The sequence below is a fragment of the Bradyrhizobium centrosematis genome, assembly GCF_045571495.1.
Classification (GTDB): domain Bacteria; phylum Pseudomonadota; class Alphaproteobacteria; order Rhizobiales; family Xanthobacteraceae; genus Bradyrhizobium; species Bradyrhizobium centrosematis.
This window is the reverse complement of the sequence record NZ_CP120703.1, coordinates 1,840,122-1,857,397: the sequence shown is the minus strand read 5'-3', so window position 1 is coordinate 1,857,397 and position 17,276 is coordinate 1,840,122. Positions and strand designations below refer to the sequence as shown.

19 protein-coding genes are annotated in these 17,276 nt (G+C 64.3%); 1 reads left to right on the top strand and 18 read right to left on the bottom strand.

Annotated elements, in window-relative coordinates:
- Window positions 1-8 precede the first annotated feature (8 nt).
- Window positions 9-965 (bottom strand): hypothetical protein, encoded by a 957-nt coding sequence (locus P6U31_RS08935; protein WP_407187833.1) that lies wholly within the window; start codon window positions 963-965, stop codon window positions 9-11.
- Between the two features lie 819 nt (window positions 966-1,784).
- Here P6U31_RS08935 and P6U31_RS08930 point away from each other — a divergent pair.
- The gene (locus P6U31_RS08930) at window positions 1,785-2,555 is read left to right on the top strand and encodes a winged-helix domain-containing protein (RefSeq protein ID WP_407187832.1); all 771 of its coding nucleotides are present in this window, start codon (window positions 1,785-1,787) and stop codon (window positions 2,553-2,555) included.
- A 169-nt stretch (window positions 2,556-2,724) separates the two neighbouring features.
- Here P6U31_RS08930 and P6U31_RS08925 read toward each other — a convergent pair whose 3' ends face one another.
- The 17 genes from P6U31_RS08925 to P6U31_RS08845 form a co-directional block, all read right to left on the bottom strand.
- Window positions 2,725-3,183: a hypothetical protein gene (locus tag P6U31_RS08925; protein WP_407187831.1), complete on the bottom strand. Its 459-nt coding sequence runs from the start codon at window positions 3,181-3,183 to the stop codon at window positions 2,725-2,727.
- The gene (locus tag P6U31_RS08920; RefSeq protein ID WP_407189801.1) at window positions 3,180-3,692 is read right to left on the bottom strand and encodes a flagellar biosynthesis protein FlgN; all 513 of its coding nucleotides are present in this window, start codon (window positions 3,690-3,692) and stop codon (window positions 3,180-3,182) included. Before P6U31_RS08920 ends, P6U31_RS08925 begins: the two co-directional genes overlap by 4 nt.
- 41 nt (window positions 3,693-3,733) lie before the next feature.
- On the bottom strand, window positions 3,734-4,210 hold the full coding sequence (locus P6U31_RS08915; protein ID WP_407187830.1) for a rod-binding protein: 477 nt from the start codon (window positions 4,208-4,210) through the stop codon (window positions 3,734-3,736).
- Window positions 4,207-4,626, bottom strand: coding sequence for a hypothetical protein (locus P6U31_RS08910; protein WP_407189800.1), 420 nt, complete (start codon window positions 4,624-4,626; stop codon window positions 4,207-4,209). The genes P6U31_RS08915 and P6U31_RS08910 overlap by 4 nt, the downstream gene beginning before the upstream one ends.
- Window positions 4,627-4,632: 6 nt before the next feature.
- Window positions 4,633-5,385: a flagellar biosynthesis protein FliR gene (gene fliR / locus P6U31_RS08905; RefSeq protein ID WP_407187829.1), complete on the bottom strand. Its 753-nt coding sequence runs from the start codon at window positions 5,383-5,385 to the stop codon at window positions 4,633-4,635.
- Window positions 5,382-7,463: a flagellar biosynthesis protein FlhA gene (gene flhA / locus P6U31_RS08900; RefSeq protein WP_407187828.1), complete on the bottom strand. Its 2,082-nt coding sequence runs from the start codon at window positions 7,461-7,463 to the stop codon at window positions 5,382-5,384. The genes fliR and flhA overlap by 4 nt, the downstream gene beginning before the upstream one ends.
- A 71-nt stretch (window positions 7,464-7,534) precedes the next feature.
- Window positions 7,535-7,801 (bottom strand): flagellar biosynthesis protein FliQ, encoded by a 267-nt coding sequence (gene fliQ, locus P6U31_RS08895; protein ID WP_027572776.1) that lies wholly within the window; start codon window positions 7,799-7,801, stop codon window positions 7,535-7,537.
- Window positions 7,798-8,220, bottom strand: coding sequence for a flagellar hook assembly protein FlgD (gene flgD, locus P6U31_RS08890; protein WP_407187827.1), 423 nt, complete (start codon window positions 8,218-8,220; stop codon window positions 7,798-7,800). The genes fliQ and flgD overlap by 4 nt, the downstream gene beginning before the upstream one ends.
- Window positions 8,221-8,234: 14 nt before the next feature.
- Complete coding sequence (flbT, locus tag P6U31_RS08885) at window positions 8,235-8,645, bottom strand: flagellar biosynthesis repressor FlbT (RefSeq protein ID WP_407187826.1); 411 nt, start codon at window positions 8,643-8,645, stop codon at window positions 8,235-8,237.
- Window positions 8,645-8,989, bottom strand: a complete 345-nt coding sequence (gene flaF, locus P6U31_RS08880) for a flagellar biosynthesis regulator FlaF (protein WP_162308721.1) — start codon at window positions 8,987-8,989, stop codon at window positions 8,645-8,647. The genes flbT and flaF overlap by 1 nt, the downstream gene beginning before the upstream one ends.
- A 58-nt stretch (window positions 8,990-9,047) precedes the next feature.
- Window positions 9,048-10,094: a flagellar hook-associated family protein gene (locus P6U31_RS08875; RefSeq protein WP_407187825.1), complete on the bottom strand. Its 1,047-nt coding sequence runs from the start codon at window positions 10,092-10,094 to the stop codon at window positions 9,048-9,050.
- Window positions 10,095-10,097: 3 nt separating this feature from the next.
- A complete protein-coding gene (gene flgK / locus P6U31_RS08870; RefSeq protein ID WP_407187824.1) occupies window positions 10,098-11,573 on the bottom strand; it encodes a flagellar hook-associated protein FlgK in 1,476 nt (491 codons plus the stop codon).
- Window positions 11,574-11,607: 34 nt separating this feature from the next.
- The gene (locus tag P6U31_RS08865) at window positions 11,608-12,840 is read right to left on the bottom strand and encodes a flagellar hook protein FlgE (RefSeq protein WP_407187823.1); all 1,233 of its coding nucleotides are present in this window, start codon (window positions 12,838-12,840) and stop codon (window positions 11,608-11,610) included.
- 90 nt (window positions 12,841-12,930) lie between these two features.
- Complete coding sequence (locus P6U31_RS08860; protein WP_407187822.1) at window positions 12,931-13,512, bottom strand: lytic transglycosylase domain-containing protein; 582 nt, start codon at window positions 13,510-13,512, stop codon at window positions 12,931-12,933.
- Entirely contained in the window at window positions 13,463-14,797 is a 1,335-nt protein-coding gene (locus tag P6U31_RS08855; RefSeq protein ID WP_407187821.1) for a flagellar hook-length control protein FliK, read from the bottom strand. Before P6U31_RS08855 ends, P6U31_RS08860 begins: the two co-directional genes overlap by 50 nt.
- The gene (locus P6U31_RS08850) at window positions 14,794-15,972 is read right to left on the bottom strand and encodes a chemotaxis protein (protein WP_407187820.1); all 1,179 of its coding nucleotides are present in this window, start codon (window positions 15,970-15,972) and stop codon (window positions 14,794-14,796) included. Before P6U31_RS08850 ends, P6U31_RS08855 begins: the two co-directional genes overlap by 4 nt.
- Window positions 15,969-17,276: a MotB family protein gene (locus P6U31_RS08845; RefSeq protein ID WP_407187819.1), complete on the bottom strand. Its 1,308-nt coding sequence runs from the start codon at window positions 17,274-17,276 to the stop codon at window positions 15,969-15,971. Before P6U31_RS08845 ends, P6U31_RS08850 begins: the two co-directional genes overlap by 4 nt.

The following is a 17,276-nucleotide window of genomic DNA, read 5'->3' as shown; positions in this document are numbered from 1 at the left end:
GCCATCGATCAGGGCGTCGCCTTACGTGACGAATAGACGACGCCGCCGCTTGTCTCCACCACCAGACGCCCGTTCTCGTTCCTGATCTCCTCGATGCGACCGAGACCTGGCACCTGCTGTCCCAGCACGGCCTCGATGACACCGTTCGGGCTCTGCAGGATCGCAATTCCTTCATAGGCCTGGCGGACCGACCACCCCTTGATCGCCTTCCGCGGCGCCGACGCGCGCTCGGACGGCGACACCGAGCCCGTGAACTCGGGTGCCGCGACCGAGGCCATCATCGTCCCTGGCTGTGAGGGGGGCTGCGATTGAACCGTGGCAGGCGCCGGTGCCGGCGTCTGGACCTGCGCCTGGGCGAGCTTGTCGAGCTTCGCCGTCGACGACGAGCTCACCCGCTCGATGCGATCCAAATTCTCGGCGAACCGGCCGAAACGATCATTGGTCGCCTTGCTCGACTGATCGACCGCGGTGCGCAGGCCGTCGAGATTTTCGGACACGCCCGACACCTGCTTACGCAGCTGTGCGACGGTCTCACGCAGAATCCTGATCTCCGTATTGGCCGCAGCGTTGTTCTGCGCGGGCTGCGTGGTGAGATAGGCGATCACGCCGGTGCAGGCGCAGACGACAAGCATGGCGGCGACCGCCAATGTCGCGAGCGGCACAACCCAGGTCGGACGGGGCGGCGGGGGCTTGGCCACGATCACGGCCGGCTTGATCACGGTCGGGGCAGGCTTGGGTATCGCCATCTTGTCGAGACGTGCCTTGGCACGAATACGTTTGAGTCCCTCGAGCGCCTCCTTCGCGAGAGCTTCGTCGCTTGCCGCGGCCGACACTCGCTTTGCGCCCGCAGCAGGCTTGGTCGCGCGCGCCGCATTGTCCTTGATATTGCGCGGCTCGGGAGCAGGCTTCACCGTCGCGGAAACATCAGCGGTCGCGCTGGGACGAGCTTGTCCATCGGACAACATGTGAAAATGCTCCGTTCGGTTCGATCTGTCGAACCGTGACGTTATTTGTCGAAGCTTGCCTGAAACGTGCGCATCGAGAGATCTTCATCATGCGCGATGCGACGAGAAATGGTTCGAACGCGCCATGCACGTGGCGAGAGTGCGACTCGAAAGACACACACTCGCCAAGATTTCGCCAAGCTGAGTCACACTGCGACATGTGAGTCGAATTGTCGCACGCGGAAAAGAGCGCGTGAGAGTCAATCCCGGGTTGAAAACTCCCTCACATACCTGAGCCGCTGCACGGCTCGAAATAGCTGTACTTGTACAGGGATACGGAACCTTACAACCATCACGATGCAAAACTAGTTTAACTTTCAAATCAACTGATACGTTTGAATATATCAAGAAACAACTCGAAACAAACCAACAGCATCAAGCACAAATAGCAATCGCTTTATTACGCACGCTTGATCGGAAATCGGCAATTGTTACGGTCCTACTCAAGTGATTCTCGCCAGTTGGCGAGGAGACCGACACAGTTTCAGTGGCGTTCGGACGCGATGAGCAACTTGGCGCAACTGTTCTAGGTCGTTTCTCAATCCGCCCCGCGAGGTGATCCGCAAGACACCCGCCGGGCCTCACACAGTAAGCGTTCAGTATCGAGTCGAAGTACCAGGCCTGCGAGACGCGGGCGCTGAATGCGTAGGGCTGCCCGCGAATATCGAAACGATAACAACGGTTCGCGGGAAGGAATGTCGTCAAACAGCATAATTGCCGAGTCGGTGCATCACATCAACCAACCGGCCGCAACAAGTGCGAAACAGGGGCGAAAGACTGATGTATATTATCGTTGATGATCGCGAAAGCGTCGCGAACAGCTACGTCGGAGGGCTTGTTCGCGAAGGCGTGTCGTCGATCGGATTCTCCTCCAGGGAGTTCTGGGACTGGCTGCAATCCGCGAGCGAGTCGGATCTGGCAGCGGTCGACGCCTTCCTTCTCGGAGATTGCGATGCCCGCGGAAGCCTGCCGCGGGCCATGCGCAAGCGCTCCTCGGCTCCCATCATCGCCATGAGCGGCCAGAAGATGCTCAAGAACACACTTGAGCTGTTCGAATCGGGCGTCGACGACGTCGTGCACGTGCCGATACACCTTCGCGAGATACTCGCCCGAACGGCCGCCATCGCGCGCCGCCGGGTGGGCGAGCTGCCAAGGCCTTGCGAGAGCAGGATCCAGGTCTTCTTCAACGGCCGTGATCCCGAGATCGCAGGCCACGCCCTCACCCTGCCTCGTCGCGAACTGCGGATTCTCGAATATATGGTCAGCAATCACGGAAAGTGGGTGACCAAGACGCAAATCTTCAACGCGGTCTACGGCATCTTCGAGTCCACCTTCGACGAAAGCGTGATCGAGAGTCACGTCAGCAAGCTGCGCAAGAAGCTCCGCGACCGCCTCGGCTTCGACGCGATCGTGGCCCGGCGTTACGTCGGATACCGCCTCGACATCCCGGCCGGCGAGGCTCTCGATGAGCCGATGCAGGAGATCGACGAGGTCGGCATCCTCCTGAACAGGGCGCTTGCCGTCCCGGCAGCGTACCCGGTCGGAAACTGACACAGCCAAAGCCTGGCGCGAACAGACAACGGCCTCCGCGAAGCAGCTTCGCGGAGGCCGTTGCACGTTCGGCTGCACGGAACCCACGGGAAGGGCCTCGCTTCGCGGCCCCGATCGAGGTGCGTTCCCCCTTGGAGTTGGCGAACTCAATTCGACCAACCGTCGCGCCTTACGGCTTCTGCTGGAATTCTTCCTTGGAAACGTAGTTGAAATCCTCGACCAGGACGTCCTGGACGATTTCAGCCTGCATCCGCTCGTTGACGCGCTGCTTGATGGCCGTGGTCAGGATGGAGAGGTCGTAGCGGGCGAGCTTCCTGAAGTCGAGACGGTCGTCGGCATAGATCCTGCGGAAAGCCTCGTCCACAACGAACGGCTCCGGCGGAACATTGAGCTGGTGCATGGTCCGCGCCTCCACGGTGTAGACGAACCGCGCGACGATATAGCCCTGAACGTTGCCGTTCTCGACCATGGGCACGCTCAGTGCCCGCGTCTTCTGGTATTGCAGCCCTTCAAGATATTCGTCCTTGGCCGGCAGAAGGCTGCCGTTTTCCTTCCAATAGGCCACGGCATAGCTCGTGCCCGCGGTGAGAATGCAGACCCAGAGCCCGGCCAACACCAGTCTGATCATTTTCCGTCCTGCGCTGCGCGACCGGTATAGGTGCCGTCCGACTCGGCCTCCTTGATCGCCTTGACGATGATGCCGGCGACCTCGCGCACCGCGTCATAGTGCATTTCGAGGATCGAGCGGTTGCGCTCGAGCTTTTCGCGCAGCCGCTGAATCTGCTCGGTGACCTCGGCTTCGCCGCCAAGATGCATCCGCGCGCGCATCAGGCGGACGAATTCGAGCATGCTCCGGCTCTTGCGCGCGCTGAAATCGTCGAAGTCGATCTTCTTGCCGGTGGCCAGCGCGACCGTCTCCTCCTCGACAATGCTCTCGAGCCGGCGGATTGCCGCCAAGAGGCCGCGCACTTCGTCCGATCTCACCGCATCGGCGCCGTCGGCCACAGCCTCGCTGCCCACGATCGGCAGCAACATGGGCAGCAGTGCATCGTTCGCTGCCGCTTCCGTCGGCATCACCTCTGTGTCCGCGACCGGCTGTTCGATCACCATGGCCGCCGCGCCTTCTTGTGCCTGCATAGAAAATTCACCCCTCACGTCTGTTACCCATTCGCCGATCGTCATCCGGCCTTGCCCGCGCTGTCCCGCCGTTCCGGACGCGCGGCGGCGAGCCGCTCGGCGATGCCGATGCCCTTGCCCTTTGCCAGCTGGTTGCCGAGCTGCTCCGCCAGCATCGACTTCCAGACGCCGCCGGCCGTGCCCTTGCCGAAGACTTCCTCCGAATCCTTCGGCAACATCGTCTCGACGAAGGTCTGGAGGATGAAGGCCTCGAACTTCCGGTACACCTCGCCGGATGCCGGCGCCTTGATCACGCGGACCGGCGCGCCGTTCACTGCGTCCGACTGCGCCTCGGCCACCTTCGTCGCAGACTGCTCGGCGGCCGCCGCGGCCTTGCCGACTTGCGCGTCCATCGTGGCGGCGAAATTGGCATCGGAGGATTTCAGCGCATCGAGCTTTGCGGTGGCCGCGCGCTGCGTCACGGGATCGGCGGCCTCGAGCACGTCGAGAACGAGGTCGGGTGTCGCTGTCACGATCATATCTTGTTCCGGTTGGCTGGCCGTGGCGTCCAGGCGCGCACGGCAGGGCTTTGTCCCGTTATCTCCTCGAGCACGCGCGTCTCCGCGTCGCGAAGCTTGTCGGCCAGCGCCACCTTCGCGACCTCCTCGAGCTGCTTCACGCGGCGGTTCTCGGCGCGAACCTGGTCGAGCTGCTGCGCGGCCTGCGCTTGAACCTCTCGCGCACCGACGCTCGTCCTGTTCAGGCGCCGCGCAATCGATTCGCTCGACGAGCCCGCCGGCGGCTTGCCGCCATTCAGCGCTCCCACCAGCCATTCCTGCTCGTCCTGCAGGCTTTGCTCCTGCTGCCGCAGCTGCGCGAGCTGCCATTCGGACAGCCGGAGCTGGAGCTTCATGAGCGATACCATCCGGCCGAGCTTGTCCGCGCGCGAGGTCACCACCGGTCACTCCGCGAGCCAGGACGAAACGCCGAGCATGAATTGCGTCAGCAGCTCGTCGCTGGTGAGGTAGAGCAGCAGGAAGCCGCCGAACAGCACGAAGGGCACCGAGATGAAGTAAACCGGAATCGCCGGCGTCAGCTTGTTGATCAGGCCGACCGCCAGGTTGACGATGACGGAATAGACGATGAAAGGGCTGGTGATCCGCAGCGTCAGCACGAAGGCCTCCGACAGGCGGCCGACTAGCTGGTCGAGCGCCATGCTACCGCCGATCCTGTTGCCGGGCTGCCAGACGTCGTAGGAGTTCATCAATCCGCGCAGCACCTGCCAATGCTGGTCGGTCATGAAGAACAGCGTGGTCACGGCCGCCATGATCAGCGGCACCAGCGCCGGCGCCGGATCGGTGTCGCCGACCGGCGTCCCCGGGATGTTACTCAGGCCGATCGCGCTCGCCATCACGGTCGCCATAGTCTGCAGCGCGAGGAAGAACACCCGCCCGCCGAGCCCGATGACGCTGCCGACCAGGAGCTCGGAGCAGATCAGGAGCGCAAGCGTGAGCGGAGCCGCATTATCGGTGAGAGGTTTCAGGACCGCGATCAGGATCGGCGCCAGCGCAAAGGTCGTGACCAGCGCCACGAACAGGCGGACCTGGGCCGGAACGTTGACGCTGGAATAGCCGGGCACCAGCATCAGGCAGGCGCCGATGCGGCAGAACACGATGAACGTCACCAGCACGCTGTCGGCAAGGGTGCTGATCACGATATGGCTCCGAGTGCCCGGATCTCCGCGCTGCGCGCGACCTCGACATGCGACAACACCGGCAATGTCGGGAACACCCGCTCCAGGATCATGCGGACATAGGGACGCGCTTCGGGCGTCACCGCCAGCACCACGCTGGTGCCGCTCTCGGTGAACTTGCGGATCGCGGCGCTGGCTTCGGTCGCGAACTGCTCGATCAGGCGCGGATCGGCGTCGAACTCGACGACGTCGCCCTTGGCATCGCGCTTCAGGCTCTGATGGAATGCGAGGTCCCAGCGATTGCCGAGACGGACGACGTTGAGCACGCCGTTGTCGGAGAGGTCGCCGCAGATCTGCTGGGCCAGCCGCGTCCGCACGTGCTCGGCGACCTGCTCCGAGCGCCGCACATGCGGCGCGATCTCGGCGATTGCCTCCAGGATGAGATGTAGGTTGCGAATGGAGACCCGCTCGCCCAGCAGGATCTTCAGGATCGCCAGCAGGCCCGAATAGGAGATCTGCGACGGGCAGAGATCCTCGACCAGGCGTTTGTATTCGGGATCGAGCCGGTCGAGCAGCGCGCGCATGTCCTTGTAGGACAAGAGCTGGGCGAGGTTCGCCCTGATCACCTCGCTCAGATGCGTGAGCAGCACCGACAGATTGTCCACCGGCTTGCAACCCTGCCGCTTGACCTCGTCCGTGAACGCCTCGGCCACCCAAAGCGCCTTCATCCCGAAGGCGGGCTCGATCACCTCCTCGCCGGGCACGTCAGGCTTGCCGTCCTTGTCGACCAGCACGAGCACCTCGCCGAGCCTGAGCTCGCCATGGGCGACGCGGGTGTCGTGGATCCGGATCTGGTAGCCCTTGGGGTCGATCGACAGATTGTCGGTGAGCTTGATCTCCGGGATGACGAAGCCGTACTGCTTGGCGAACTTCTTGCGGATCTTGGCCACACGGTGGGCGAGCTCGGTGCGCGAGCCCAGCAGATGGACCGAAAGATGGCCGCCGAGCGCCAGCTCGATCTCGGCCGTCTTGAGAGATTCCTTGACGGATTCCTTGGCGTCCGCCTGGGCGCGCTCGTCGGCCTTGCGCGCATCCTCCTTCTGCTTCAGCGCCGCCTGCCGCTTCGGCAAGGTGTAGCCGACGAAGGCCATGACGCCGCCGAGCAGTACGAAGGGCGCCATCGGCAGGCCGGGCATCAGGGCGAGCACGAACATCATCAGCGCCGCGGCGGACACCGCGCGCGGATAGCCGCCGAGCTGGCGCAGCACCGCCTGCTCCGCCGAGCCCCTGGTGCCGCCCTTGGAGACCAAGAGGCCCGCCGACAGCGACACGATCAGCGCCGGCATCTGCGACACCAGACCATCGCCGACGGAGAGCTTGGTATAGACGTCCGCGGCGCGCGTCAGGGTCAGCCCGTGATGGGTGACGCCGATGACGATACCGCCGAAAATGTTGATCGCGGTGATGATGAGGCCGGCGATGGCGTCGCCGCGGACGAATTTCGAGGCACCGTCCATGGCGCCGAAGAACGCGCTCTCCTCTTCGAGTTCGCGGCGGCGGCGCTGGGCTTCCTTGTCGTCGATCAGGCCGGCGGATAGGTCCGCGTCGATCGCCATCTGCTTGCCGGGAATGGCATCCAGGGTGAAGCGGGCACCGACTTCGGCGATACGCGTCGCGCCCTTGGTGATCACGACGAAATTCACCGTGACCAGGATCGCGAAGATGATCAGGCCGATGACGAAGTCGCCGCCCATGACGAACTTGGAGAAGCCGGCAACGACATAGCCGGCAGCCTGTTCGCCCTCCCCGCCCCGCGACAGGATCAGGCGCGTCGTCGCGATGTTCAGCGCAAGGCGCAGGATCGTCGCGATCAGCAGCACGGTCGGGAAGGCCGAGAAATCGAGCGGCCGCTGGATCCACAGCGCGACCATCAGGATCAGCGCCGACAGCGCGATCGAGAACGCAAGGCCGAGGTCGATCAGAATCGGCGGAATCGGCAGGAACAGGATCGTGAGCATGGTCACGATGCCGCCCGCGAAGAAGGCGTCGGCCCCAAGTCGGCGCGGATTGGGCAGGCTAGCAGCTAACGTATCGGCCATGGGTCACCGGCAGAGGGGTCCGCCCCGCAATCTGCCGCGCAAAGCTTACGCGAGGGTGGTGGCCCTGGCGATCAGAAGCCGTGCTCGATCCGCGAATAGACCATCTCGGTGAAGGTCGAAAGATGCGCGCCGATGAAGGAACCGGAGACGGCAACGACCAGCAGGATGACGATGATCTTCGGAACGAAGGTCAGCGTCACCTCCTGGATCTGGGTCAGGGCCTGGATCAGCGCGATCACGGTGCCGACCAGCATCGCGGCGCCGACCGCAGGTCCGGAGGCGACGATGATGGTCCAGATCGCCGCCTGGACGATGTCGAGAGCGTCCCGTTCGTTCATGACTGGCTGATCGTGAGCCCGGGCCCGACCGCGACCTTGGTGCCGTCCTGGAGGGTGGCGATGGAGCCGTCGCTGTTGATCGCGACCGAAACGACCTTGCCGCTGAAGCTGGCGCCGGTGGAGTCGGTGAAGCTGACGGTCTTTCCGATCAGGCTGTTGGCCTGCGACAAGGACTGCGACGACAGCAGCGCGTCCAGCTTCGAATTGGTCTGCATCGCCTGCTCGACGGTCGAGAGCTGAGCGAACTGGCTCATATATTGCGAGGTGTCCATTGGATTGGTCGGATCCTGGTTCTTCATCTCGGCGACGAGGAGCTGAAGAAAGGTATTGTAGTCGACGCCGTTGCTCGACGTCGTCGTGGTGGAGCCGGTCGTGTTGGCCGACTTGCTCGTGCTGTCGGTCGCGCTGTTGACGTTCATGTGTCTCTCCGCTGTCAGGCAGCCTCGACGGGGGAAATGGTGGCCGCGCCGGCCAGAATGACCTGCTCCACCGGAAACAGGGCCCGGATCCGCTTGAGCGCCTCGAAGTAACGGGTCGCCTGGACCAGCTCGTCGATGGCGCCAAGCCCGTCCAGCATCTCGCGGTTCTCGCACACGGCACACAGCGCCGCATGATGCTGGGTATAAAGCGCCGCGGCGTCCCGGATGTCGGTCGGGTTCATCAGCATGAGCTGGACGATGAAGTAGAGCTGCCGCAGCGCCGTGGTGGCATCGGACGCCTGCATGATCTGCCCTTCGAGCAGGAACATCACGTCGTTGACGAGCTCGACGGAGACCTTGCGGTCCACGCGCAGCACCGCACCGTTGATGTAGATTCGTTCGCCCGCCCGCAATGAGACTTTCATCAAAGCGCGTCTCGGATCAGGCGGTTGATCTCGATGAGCTGCATCACGTCGTTCGATCGCTCCTCGCGAAGGCGATCGGCTTCCTTGACGACCCACAGGCCGATCGAGATGATGTCGGCGCGCAGCTTGTCCGGCAGCCCGTTTTCCGGGTGCGAGAGATCCTCGATGAAGATCGTCCACAGCCGCCGCACGTAGAGCAGGCTCTCGACCAGATCCTCGAGGCGGAACACGCCTCTCTGAAGCCGCTCGAGCCGGTCGATGCCGAGGCTGAGCGCCTGCCGCTCGCGGCCCCGCGCCTCGTAACCGCTCTCGTCGACGACCGATTCATAGGCTTCAAACGTCATTAGAAGAACCACTCTGCGCAGGAGACCTGATAACAAGACAAAGGTGCGAAGTCCGACTTTAGAGATAGTTGATCAGGCTGATCTTCTGGAGCTGCGAGGTGAGCGCCAGCGCGGTCTGGATCTGGGTCTGCAGGGTGTTGACCCGGACCGAGGCCTCGGTTGGATCGACCGCCTCGAGCTTGATGATCTGATTGTTCAGAATGTCCTGCTGCGTCTTCAGCTTTTCGGTGGCGCCGGTCACTCGCTGCTGGACCGTGCCGACGCTGCCGCCGAGCGCAGCGAGGTCAGTGATGGCATTACCGACGAGGCCGATGGCCTTGTCCACGACGACCTGGAACGTATCCTGGTTGAGGTTCGCGTTCCCGAGATCCGCCATCATGGTGTAGGCCTCGGCCAGCTTGCGGAAGCCAGTCTGGTTGGCGCTGACGGACGTGTCGGCGATCTCGGTCGTGGAGACCCGGCTTTGCATGACCTGATCGGTCGCCGTCGACCAATTGGTGTTCCAGGCCGGGCTCGCGAACTCAGCATCGAAGCTGGTGTTGAGGAAAGTCTGCATCTGGGCCGGGGTAATGCTGCTCACGCTGGCCGAGGATTGGTTGAAGCCGAAGAACGTCAAGAAATCGGAGTCGACCCGGTTCTTGCTGGCCGAGCCGGCCGCGTAGGCCGTGATCGGCTGATTCTGCGTATTGATGCCGGAGAACAGGTACGAGCCGTTGTAGGACACGTTCAGCGCGCCGATCAGATCCTGAAGGTTGGAGGACGCAGGCGGCAGGATGATCCGACCGCCGCCGTCGGTACTGCGGGCGGCGATCAGGTCCTTGAGGAAAGACGTCGCGGTCGTGTTGAGCTGGGTAATGCGGTTCTGCGTCGTGTCCAGGCGCCCCAGGACCAGCGCGTTGGTGTCGATGAGCTGATCGGCGAAGCTGAAGTCCGCCCGCAACGTGACGTCGTTTCCGGTCGTGGCGCCGAGCGTGAGGCCCACATCGGCGAAGCGCCCGGTGGTCGCCTCCTTCGACGCCTTGCTCAGCGCAGCCTGGTTGTTCGTGATCGAGGACCTCAACGACGACGACAGCATCAAGGTCGAGATGTAATTGGCGCTCATCATGACTTATTTCCCCACGGCAGCCAGCAGGCTCTGCAACATCTGGTCGACGGTCGAAATGATCTTGGACGATGCCGAATAGGTGCGCTCGACCTGAAGCATCAAGGACATCTCGTCGTCCATGTTGACGCCGCTGACATTCGACAGCGCCGCGGTGGTGCGCTCGAGCATCGTCTTCTGGTAACTCACGTTGGAGTCTGCGGTCTTGCGCTGGTTTTCGATCCAGCTGGCCGACGACGACGCGAAGTCGCCCAGACTGCCGTTTGGCTTGCCCTGCGAGGTCGCATCGAACGGCTGCGCCGCGTCCATGCCGCTGATGAGCTGTTGCAGCCGGACCGAGTATCCGCCGTTGCCGGCGGTGTTGTACTGGTAGGCGACGTTGCCGCTGATCGCGCCATCCCTCAGCAGGTTCGGATTGCCGCCCTGGGCCGGATCGACAGACGCAGCAACACTGATCAGGCCGGCAAGGCCGACCGAGACGGTGGCGCTCGCCGGCATCGTCGGCGCGCCGGGATAGGTGAAGAGACCGGGAACGTCGGGCAGCGACGCGCCGGACTGATCGCTCTCCCTGAAGGTATTGATCAGGCCACGCGCGATTTCGTCGAGCTGATCCTGATAGGTGACCGTGGCCTTGTCGCGCAGGTCAGCCAGGCCCGCTAGCTTGCCAGTCTTGATCGGCATCACCGAATTGGCGCCCGTCACAGGCACGCCGTCGATATAGACCGCGTTGCCCGTGGTGCCGGCCGTGTAGTTGTTGGTCGCCACGAAGCTGACCGAGCGCGCCGTCTTGTCGAACATGACGACGCCGCTGTCGGTATAGAGCGCGGCATCGCCGTTGGCCCGGATCGACATCGAGACGCCGACTTCCTGCGACATCTTCGAAACGATGGCGTCGCGCTGGTCGAGATAGTCGGTGATGTCGTCGCCGGAGATCGTTCCCTTCACGATCGCGGTGTTGACCTTGTCGAATTGGGTGAGCAGCTGACTGATGTTGGCGACCGAGGTCGCCATGTCGGCGTCCGCGTCCGCGCGCACCGTCTGCACGGTCTTGGTTGCCTCGTTGAGCGAGGTCGCCATGTCCTTTGCGGACGTCACTGCGGCCTGCGCCAGCGTGGCGTTGTCCGGGGCGTTGGCATATTGCTGCAGCGCCTGCTTCAGCGCATTGAGCCGCGCCGTCGGCGACTGGCCGAGTTCCGGATCGTCCACCGTGGCCGATGCGATCTTTTGCAGGCCATCGTAGATCGCATTCTGCTTGGCCGACGAAGACGTCGCGGTCAAGACGTTGTTGTAGAGACCGGAGCTTGCGGCGCGCTGGATCGCCGCGACATAGACGCCGGTATTGGGCAGGTTGTCCAGCACGGCGATCTTGCGCGAATAGCCGACGGCGCTGGCACCGGCGATGTTGCGCGAGATCGCCGACGACTGGATGCCCGACGCCATGAGCGAGGCGCGAGCGGAGTCGAGAGCGGCGGTAAGGGACATGATCTGCTCTTGGCCGGGATGCGTGCCGAACGATTCAGCGCTTCAGGTTGACGACGACGTCGAGCAGGTCGGCGCCCGTCTGGAACGATTTCGAATTGGCGGTGAAGCCGCGCTGTGCCTCGATCATCCCGGTGAGTTCGTCGGCGAGATCGACGTTGGAATCCTCCAGCGCGCCGGACTGGACCTTGCCGAGCCCGCCGGTGCCGGCGTTGCCGGCTTGCGCATTGCCGGAATTCATGTTGGTCGAATAGACGTTGCCCGGCTCGGGCGTCAGATTGTCGGGGCTTGCGACGTCGGCGAGCATGATGGTGTAGAGCGTCGTCTGCTGCCCGTTCTTGAGCACGGCTGTGACGTATCCGTTCTCGTCGACATTGATCTTGTCGATCGCCGAGGGAACGCTGCCGTTGACGGTCGCCTTGAAGCTGAAGTCGGTCCCCACCTGCGTCATGTTCGACAGGTCGAGGGTCATGGCCGCACCGCCGGGGACAGTGAGCGCGAGAGTCGTCGGGCTCGCCGCGGCCAGCGCGCCTTTGCCGGTTGCGGTCGTATCGAAGGTGAAGGTGGTGGCGGCGCCGACCGACGCACCTGTCGCGGAGTCGTAAGCCTGAATCTGCCAAGTGTCCGCGCCAGCGGCCGTCGCCGTATGGGACATGTAGACGTCGAGCGTGACGGCCTGGCCGATATTGTTGTAGGCCACGATCGAGCTCTTCGACGAATATGACGCCGGGCCGGGAGGACCAGCGATCACGGCGGCCTTCGGATCGAGATTTCCGGTCGTCAGGGTGCCCGCGGTCGATGGCACCGGCACCTGCGAGACCTGGGCGATGTTAACGATCTGCATGCCGGACAGGCTGTTCTGCGAGAAATTGGTCACTTTGCCGGGCTGGCCCAGAAGATAGTAGCCGGCCGCGTTGACGAGGTTGCCCTGAGCGTCCGGCACGAACGAGCCGGCGCGCGTCAGGAACTGCTGCGTGTTGGTCGCGTTCGAGACCACGAAGAAGCCGTTGCCCTGCACGGCGAGATCCGTGGACGACGTCGTGAATTGCGTATGTCCGGCGTCGCTGATGGCGTAACGGACCTTCGTCTCGACGGCGCCGGAGTCGTAATTGCCGGAGCCGCTCTTCAGGATCAGCGAGGAGAATTCGGTCGAAGCCCGCTTGTAGCCGGTCGTGTTGACGTTGGCGATATTATCCGAAACCGTCGACAGCTTGTTGGACTGCGCGCTCATGCCGGAAACACCGGTGCGCATAACACCATACAGGCTCATGAAAGGGGCTCCTTTGGTAGGTTGCAGCTACAATGAGAGGTCTTGCTTGCGCGGGGCTGATGGTTCGGGACCATGCACAACTTCACGTCGTCATGTCGTTTTCGGCTGACAGAACGAGCGGGCCTTGTCGGTCCAGGCGCCGAAGCCGCTCGAGACGAGGTGCGCGACGATGTGACAGACATAGCGCTTCTGCGCCAGCTGATTGTTGGGGCCGGCGTTGTAACGCGCAACGGCCATGGTCCAGCTGCCTTCGCGCTGCTTCAGCTCTTTCAGAAAACGCGCAGCATAGTCGACGTTCCTGGCCGGATCGAACATCGCCCGCACCGAACCGAACTTGTCGCCGTGATAATAATGGTTGATCTGCATGCATCCGAGATCGATCAGCTTGATCCCTTTGCCTCGCATCGCCTCGAAATTCGCCATCGCGTCGTTGATGTCCTTGGCAAACACGGTCTGGCCGTCTGTGCCGAGCGCAAACGGATGCAACGCGCCGCGCCGTCCGGTCTCAGTGAGGCCGACTGCGTAGAGAATGCCGAGCGGAATCCCGTGCTGCTGCGCCGCGCGCGCCATCTCGCGCTCGCAGGGACGCGCAGTGTCGGTCGCCGCGGCCGCGGCGCCGGCGTTACAGATAAACAGGGCCGTGGCGATTCTGCTGGCCAACGTCCTGGTCATGACGCATCTCCTGATTGGACTGGCGCTCCTGCCGGGCCTGCCTCGCGCCGCCGTCGGACTGTCCCGACGATGTGCCGGTGCCGCCGAACGGTCCTTGCGACTGCGGCGAAGGCTGTTGCTGGCCCGAGAGCTGCGGCTGGGACTGGCCGGAGCCGCTCTGGAATCCGTCGAGCGAGCCGTGCTGGACGGGGGCGACGTCGGCGACATAGCCCGCCGACTGCATGAGATCGCGGATCTGGTCGCGCTGCTGGTCCAGCATCTGGCTCGTGTCCTTGCGCTCGGCCGCAAGATGGATGGACACTTCGGTGCCGACGAGGCGCAGGCGCACGGTGACGTTGCCGAGCGCAGGCGGCTCGAGATTGACGGTCAGGATCTTGAGCGGCTGATCCGGCGCATTGGTCTGGGAGGCCGCGAGATCCGGCGCTGCGGGCGCCGCAGGGCTTGCGGAGTCGTTCAGCTCGGCGACGACCACATTGGCGACCTGTTGCGGAACGTTGAATTGCGCCGGAGGCAGATGGGTCTCCTGCTGGACCACGGTGACCTTGGTCGTCTCGGGCAGTGCATCACGCCCCGCGGCCTTGGCCGCGCGCTCGACATTGGCCGTGACCGCCTCGAAGCCGGGTGTCGCGGGCATTGCGCGCGATGGCTCGCTGTCTTGCGCAGGCGAGGATTCCGGCGCGGCCGTTGCCTGCGAAGCCGCAGCTTGCGCGCGCGCAGCGGTCGGAGCGACGCTGGATGGGGGCGCATCGGCCTTTGCCGCCTTCGCCGCGCCCTGAACCTCGCGCTTCGTGGGGGAGGACCGCTCGTCGCGCGCGGGCGTGTCCTTGTCGGGAGATTGCAATTCGAGCTGCGGCTTCACCACAGGCGCAGCGGCGATCTCCTGCCCGACCGCCACCGCAATGCCGGACTGGTCCTGGATGTCGACGTTCGCGGCATGACGGGCCGGACGTTGCCTTTCCGACGACCTCACGGCCTTCTTGTCGGAGGCCTCCTCTGCGGGTTTAGACCGCTCGTCCGACGCGATCAGCTCGGGCATCGTCGCGTCGCTGGGCTTGTCATGCCCGGTCGGGTGGGCCAGACGCGTGCGCAGCGATCCGGTCTTCCCGCTGGTGTCGCGGCCATCCTCGTTCAGGGCCTGCTTGGCGAGATTCGAGACGGTGTGCAGCAGGTCGTTGAATGAGGAGCTCGCCTGCGGTTTCGCCCCGGCGCCCTTGGCCGAGCGCATGTTGAGGCTCTCGGCAAGACCCGAGAAAACCTGTCCGGAGGTTCCACTGAGCTTGGTCATGGACGGCGGTCCTTGGTGAGGAGTTCGAGTTCGCCGAGCTGCTTGCGCGCGCGCGCGAGCGTCGCGGTCGATGACGCCAGATCGAGCCGCGCCGGCGTTGCCGGCGGCTTGTCGGCTGCGGCAGCGGATCCGCCCGGGAACGGCTTGCGGATATCGAGTGCGAGCTGCACCGTGGCGTTCAGAAGGGGCACGTCGCGCTCGGGCAGCTTCGACCGGTCGACGGCCTTCAGCTCGGCGAGCCCCCCATCATATTCGTCGGCGAGCGCTCGCGATGCACCGCGGAAGAAATGGGCCCGCTCGCGTTCGGTGGAGGCGTCTGCGCTGAGCGTCAGCGCCTGCTCGCTGGCAAGCCGTGTCACGGCCAGCTGTCCACGCACCATCGCTGCGCGCGCGATCACGAGATAGAGCTTGAGGCGGCTCGCACGATCGACCTGCTCCAGCATGGCCGCGATCCGCGCAAAACGGCGCTCGTCGAGTGCCAGGCTCGATTGCGTCAGGCCCGTCGAAAAGCGTTGCCAGAAATCGCCGGCATAGATCGAGTTGCGGTAGTGGCGAAGATAGGCCAGCGTCAGGAACTCGAACTTGTCGAACTCCTCCGCCTGCCCCACCAACAGGATCTCGCGCCGCAGGGCCGCTTCCTCCACCAGCGTGCCGGGTAGCAGCAGGCGTGCGTCATCCAGCCGCTCGATCGCGAGCGATGCCTCGGCACGAGCGAACAGCGCGCCCTGGACCAGCGCAACCTGTCCGCCCAGCCCCGAGGAAAGCATCCGCGGCTTGACGTCCTTGAGCAGCTCCCGCGCTTCCTCCTGGCGGCCCTCGACATAGGCGAGCGCACCATTGAACAGCCGCTCGTCCACGTTCATCTTGTCGCGCGGCAGCTTGCGGACGATTTGTGGCGCGCCGCCGCTGAGGAGGTAGATGACCACGGCCTGGCTGTTCTGCGGATTGCTCCACACGGCGGGATCCGCGCTGAGAAACTTGTCTCCGATCTGCCGGATCAGCGCGATGTGGCTGCCGTGTGCGGCGGTGTCGCCATTGGCGATGCCGTCCTGCACCGCCTGCAACGCGCGGACGAGCTCGTAGGGCTCGCCTGGCTGGCGCGCGGCTTGAGCATGCACGTTCGCCGCCGCGAAAGGCAGGAGCAGCAGAACGGCGCAGACGAGCGGCCTGATCAAGGGCGCTTCTCACGGATCAGGATCTCGATCCGGCGGTTCTGCGCCGCTGCCGGATCGTTCGGAAGCTTCGGCCGCCGGTCGGCGTAACCTTCGACATGCTCGATCCGCTGTGCGTCGACGCCGGAGCGAACCAGCATGTAATAGGCCATCTGGGCGCGGGCGGTCGACAGCCTCCAATTGTCGTAGTTCTCCGAGCGATACGGTCGATTGTCGGTATGGCCGCGGACGATGATCATGCCCTGGCGTTTCGTCAGCAACGGCCCGATCTTGTCGATCACGCGGATGAGCTCGGGCCGCGGCTCGGCCGAGCCGACCGCGAACATGCCGAAGCTCGCATCGTCGGTCAGGCTGATCAGGAGGCCCTCCTCGACCTGACGCACCTCGGCCGCCGGCCCGGCGCCCGCCTTGATGTCCGACAGCGCGTCTGCGATCGCGGACTGAAGCTGCTTGATCGTCGGCTGCTGGGTTTGCGCCGCATCGCGCGGCTCGGATTCCTTCGTCGCATCGCTCTGGCGCGGCTGCGCGGCGGCGTTGGCTTGAACGGTGGTTTGGGCGCTGCCCTCGCGGGAGGATTGCGCCGGCGCAGGCCCCGGCGGCAGCAAAGGCGACAGGTTTGCGGACGAGGCGTCCGCGCTCGGAGCCACGCTTCCGCCGGCATCTTCCGCCTTGGCGCGCCGCGCCTGCGGCTCGCCCTGATTTGTGCTGGGCGCGCCGGTGCGCGCGGAGGCATCTGGCTCGCTCTCGATCATGGGATCCGCATCCTTGGCCGCTTGCGGCGCCAGCTTCCAATAGCCGGGGTCGAAGGGATCGCGGTAGGCATCGCCGCCCTTGAGGCCGTCCTCTTCGGCGGACGTCAGCGCGCCGGCGCGCCGCTGGCCCGTGGCCTGGTTCGTACTGTTCGCGATCTCGGCGAGCGTCGCATAGGGATCACGAAACAGGACCTTCTCCTCGAAGGAGGCCGGCTTCTCGGCCGTCGGCGAGTCGCCGCGGCGTTCCTCGTTCGAGCCGGCTGGCTGACGCTTGCCGTCCTGCCCTTCGAACGAGGTCGGCTCCTTCTTGGAGAGATTCTTGAGGCCCTTCGGGGCCGGCGCGTTCTCCGCGAGCTGGATTGGGTTGAAATAGCTCGCGACCACCTGCTTCTGGTCCTGGTTGAGCGCGTTGAGCAGCCACATGACCAGGAAGAACGCCATCATCGCGGTCATGAAGTCCGCATAAGCGATCTTCCATACGCCGCCATGATGCGCCTCCTCGGCGAAGGCGCTGCGCCGGCGGACGATCACGAGCTCATGCTTGACCTCTTCCAT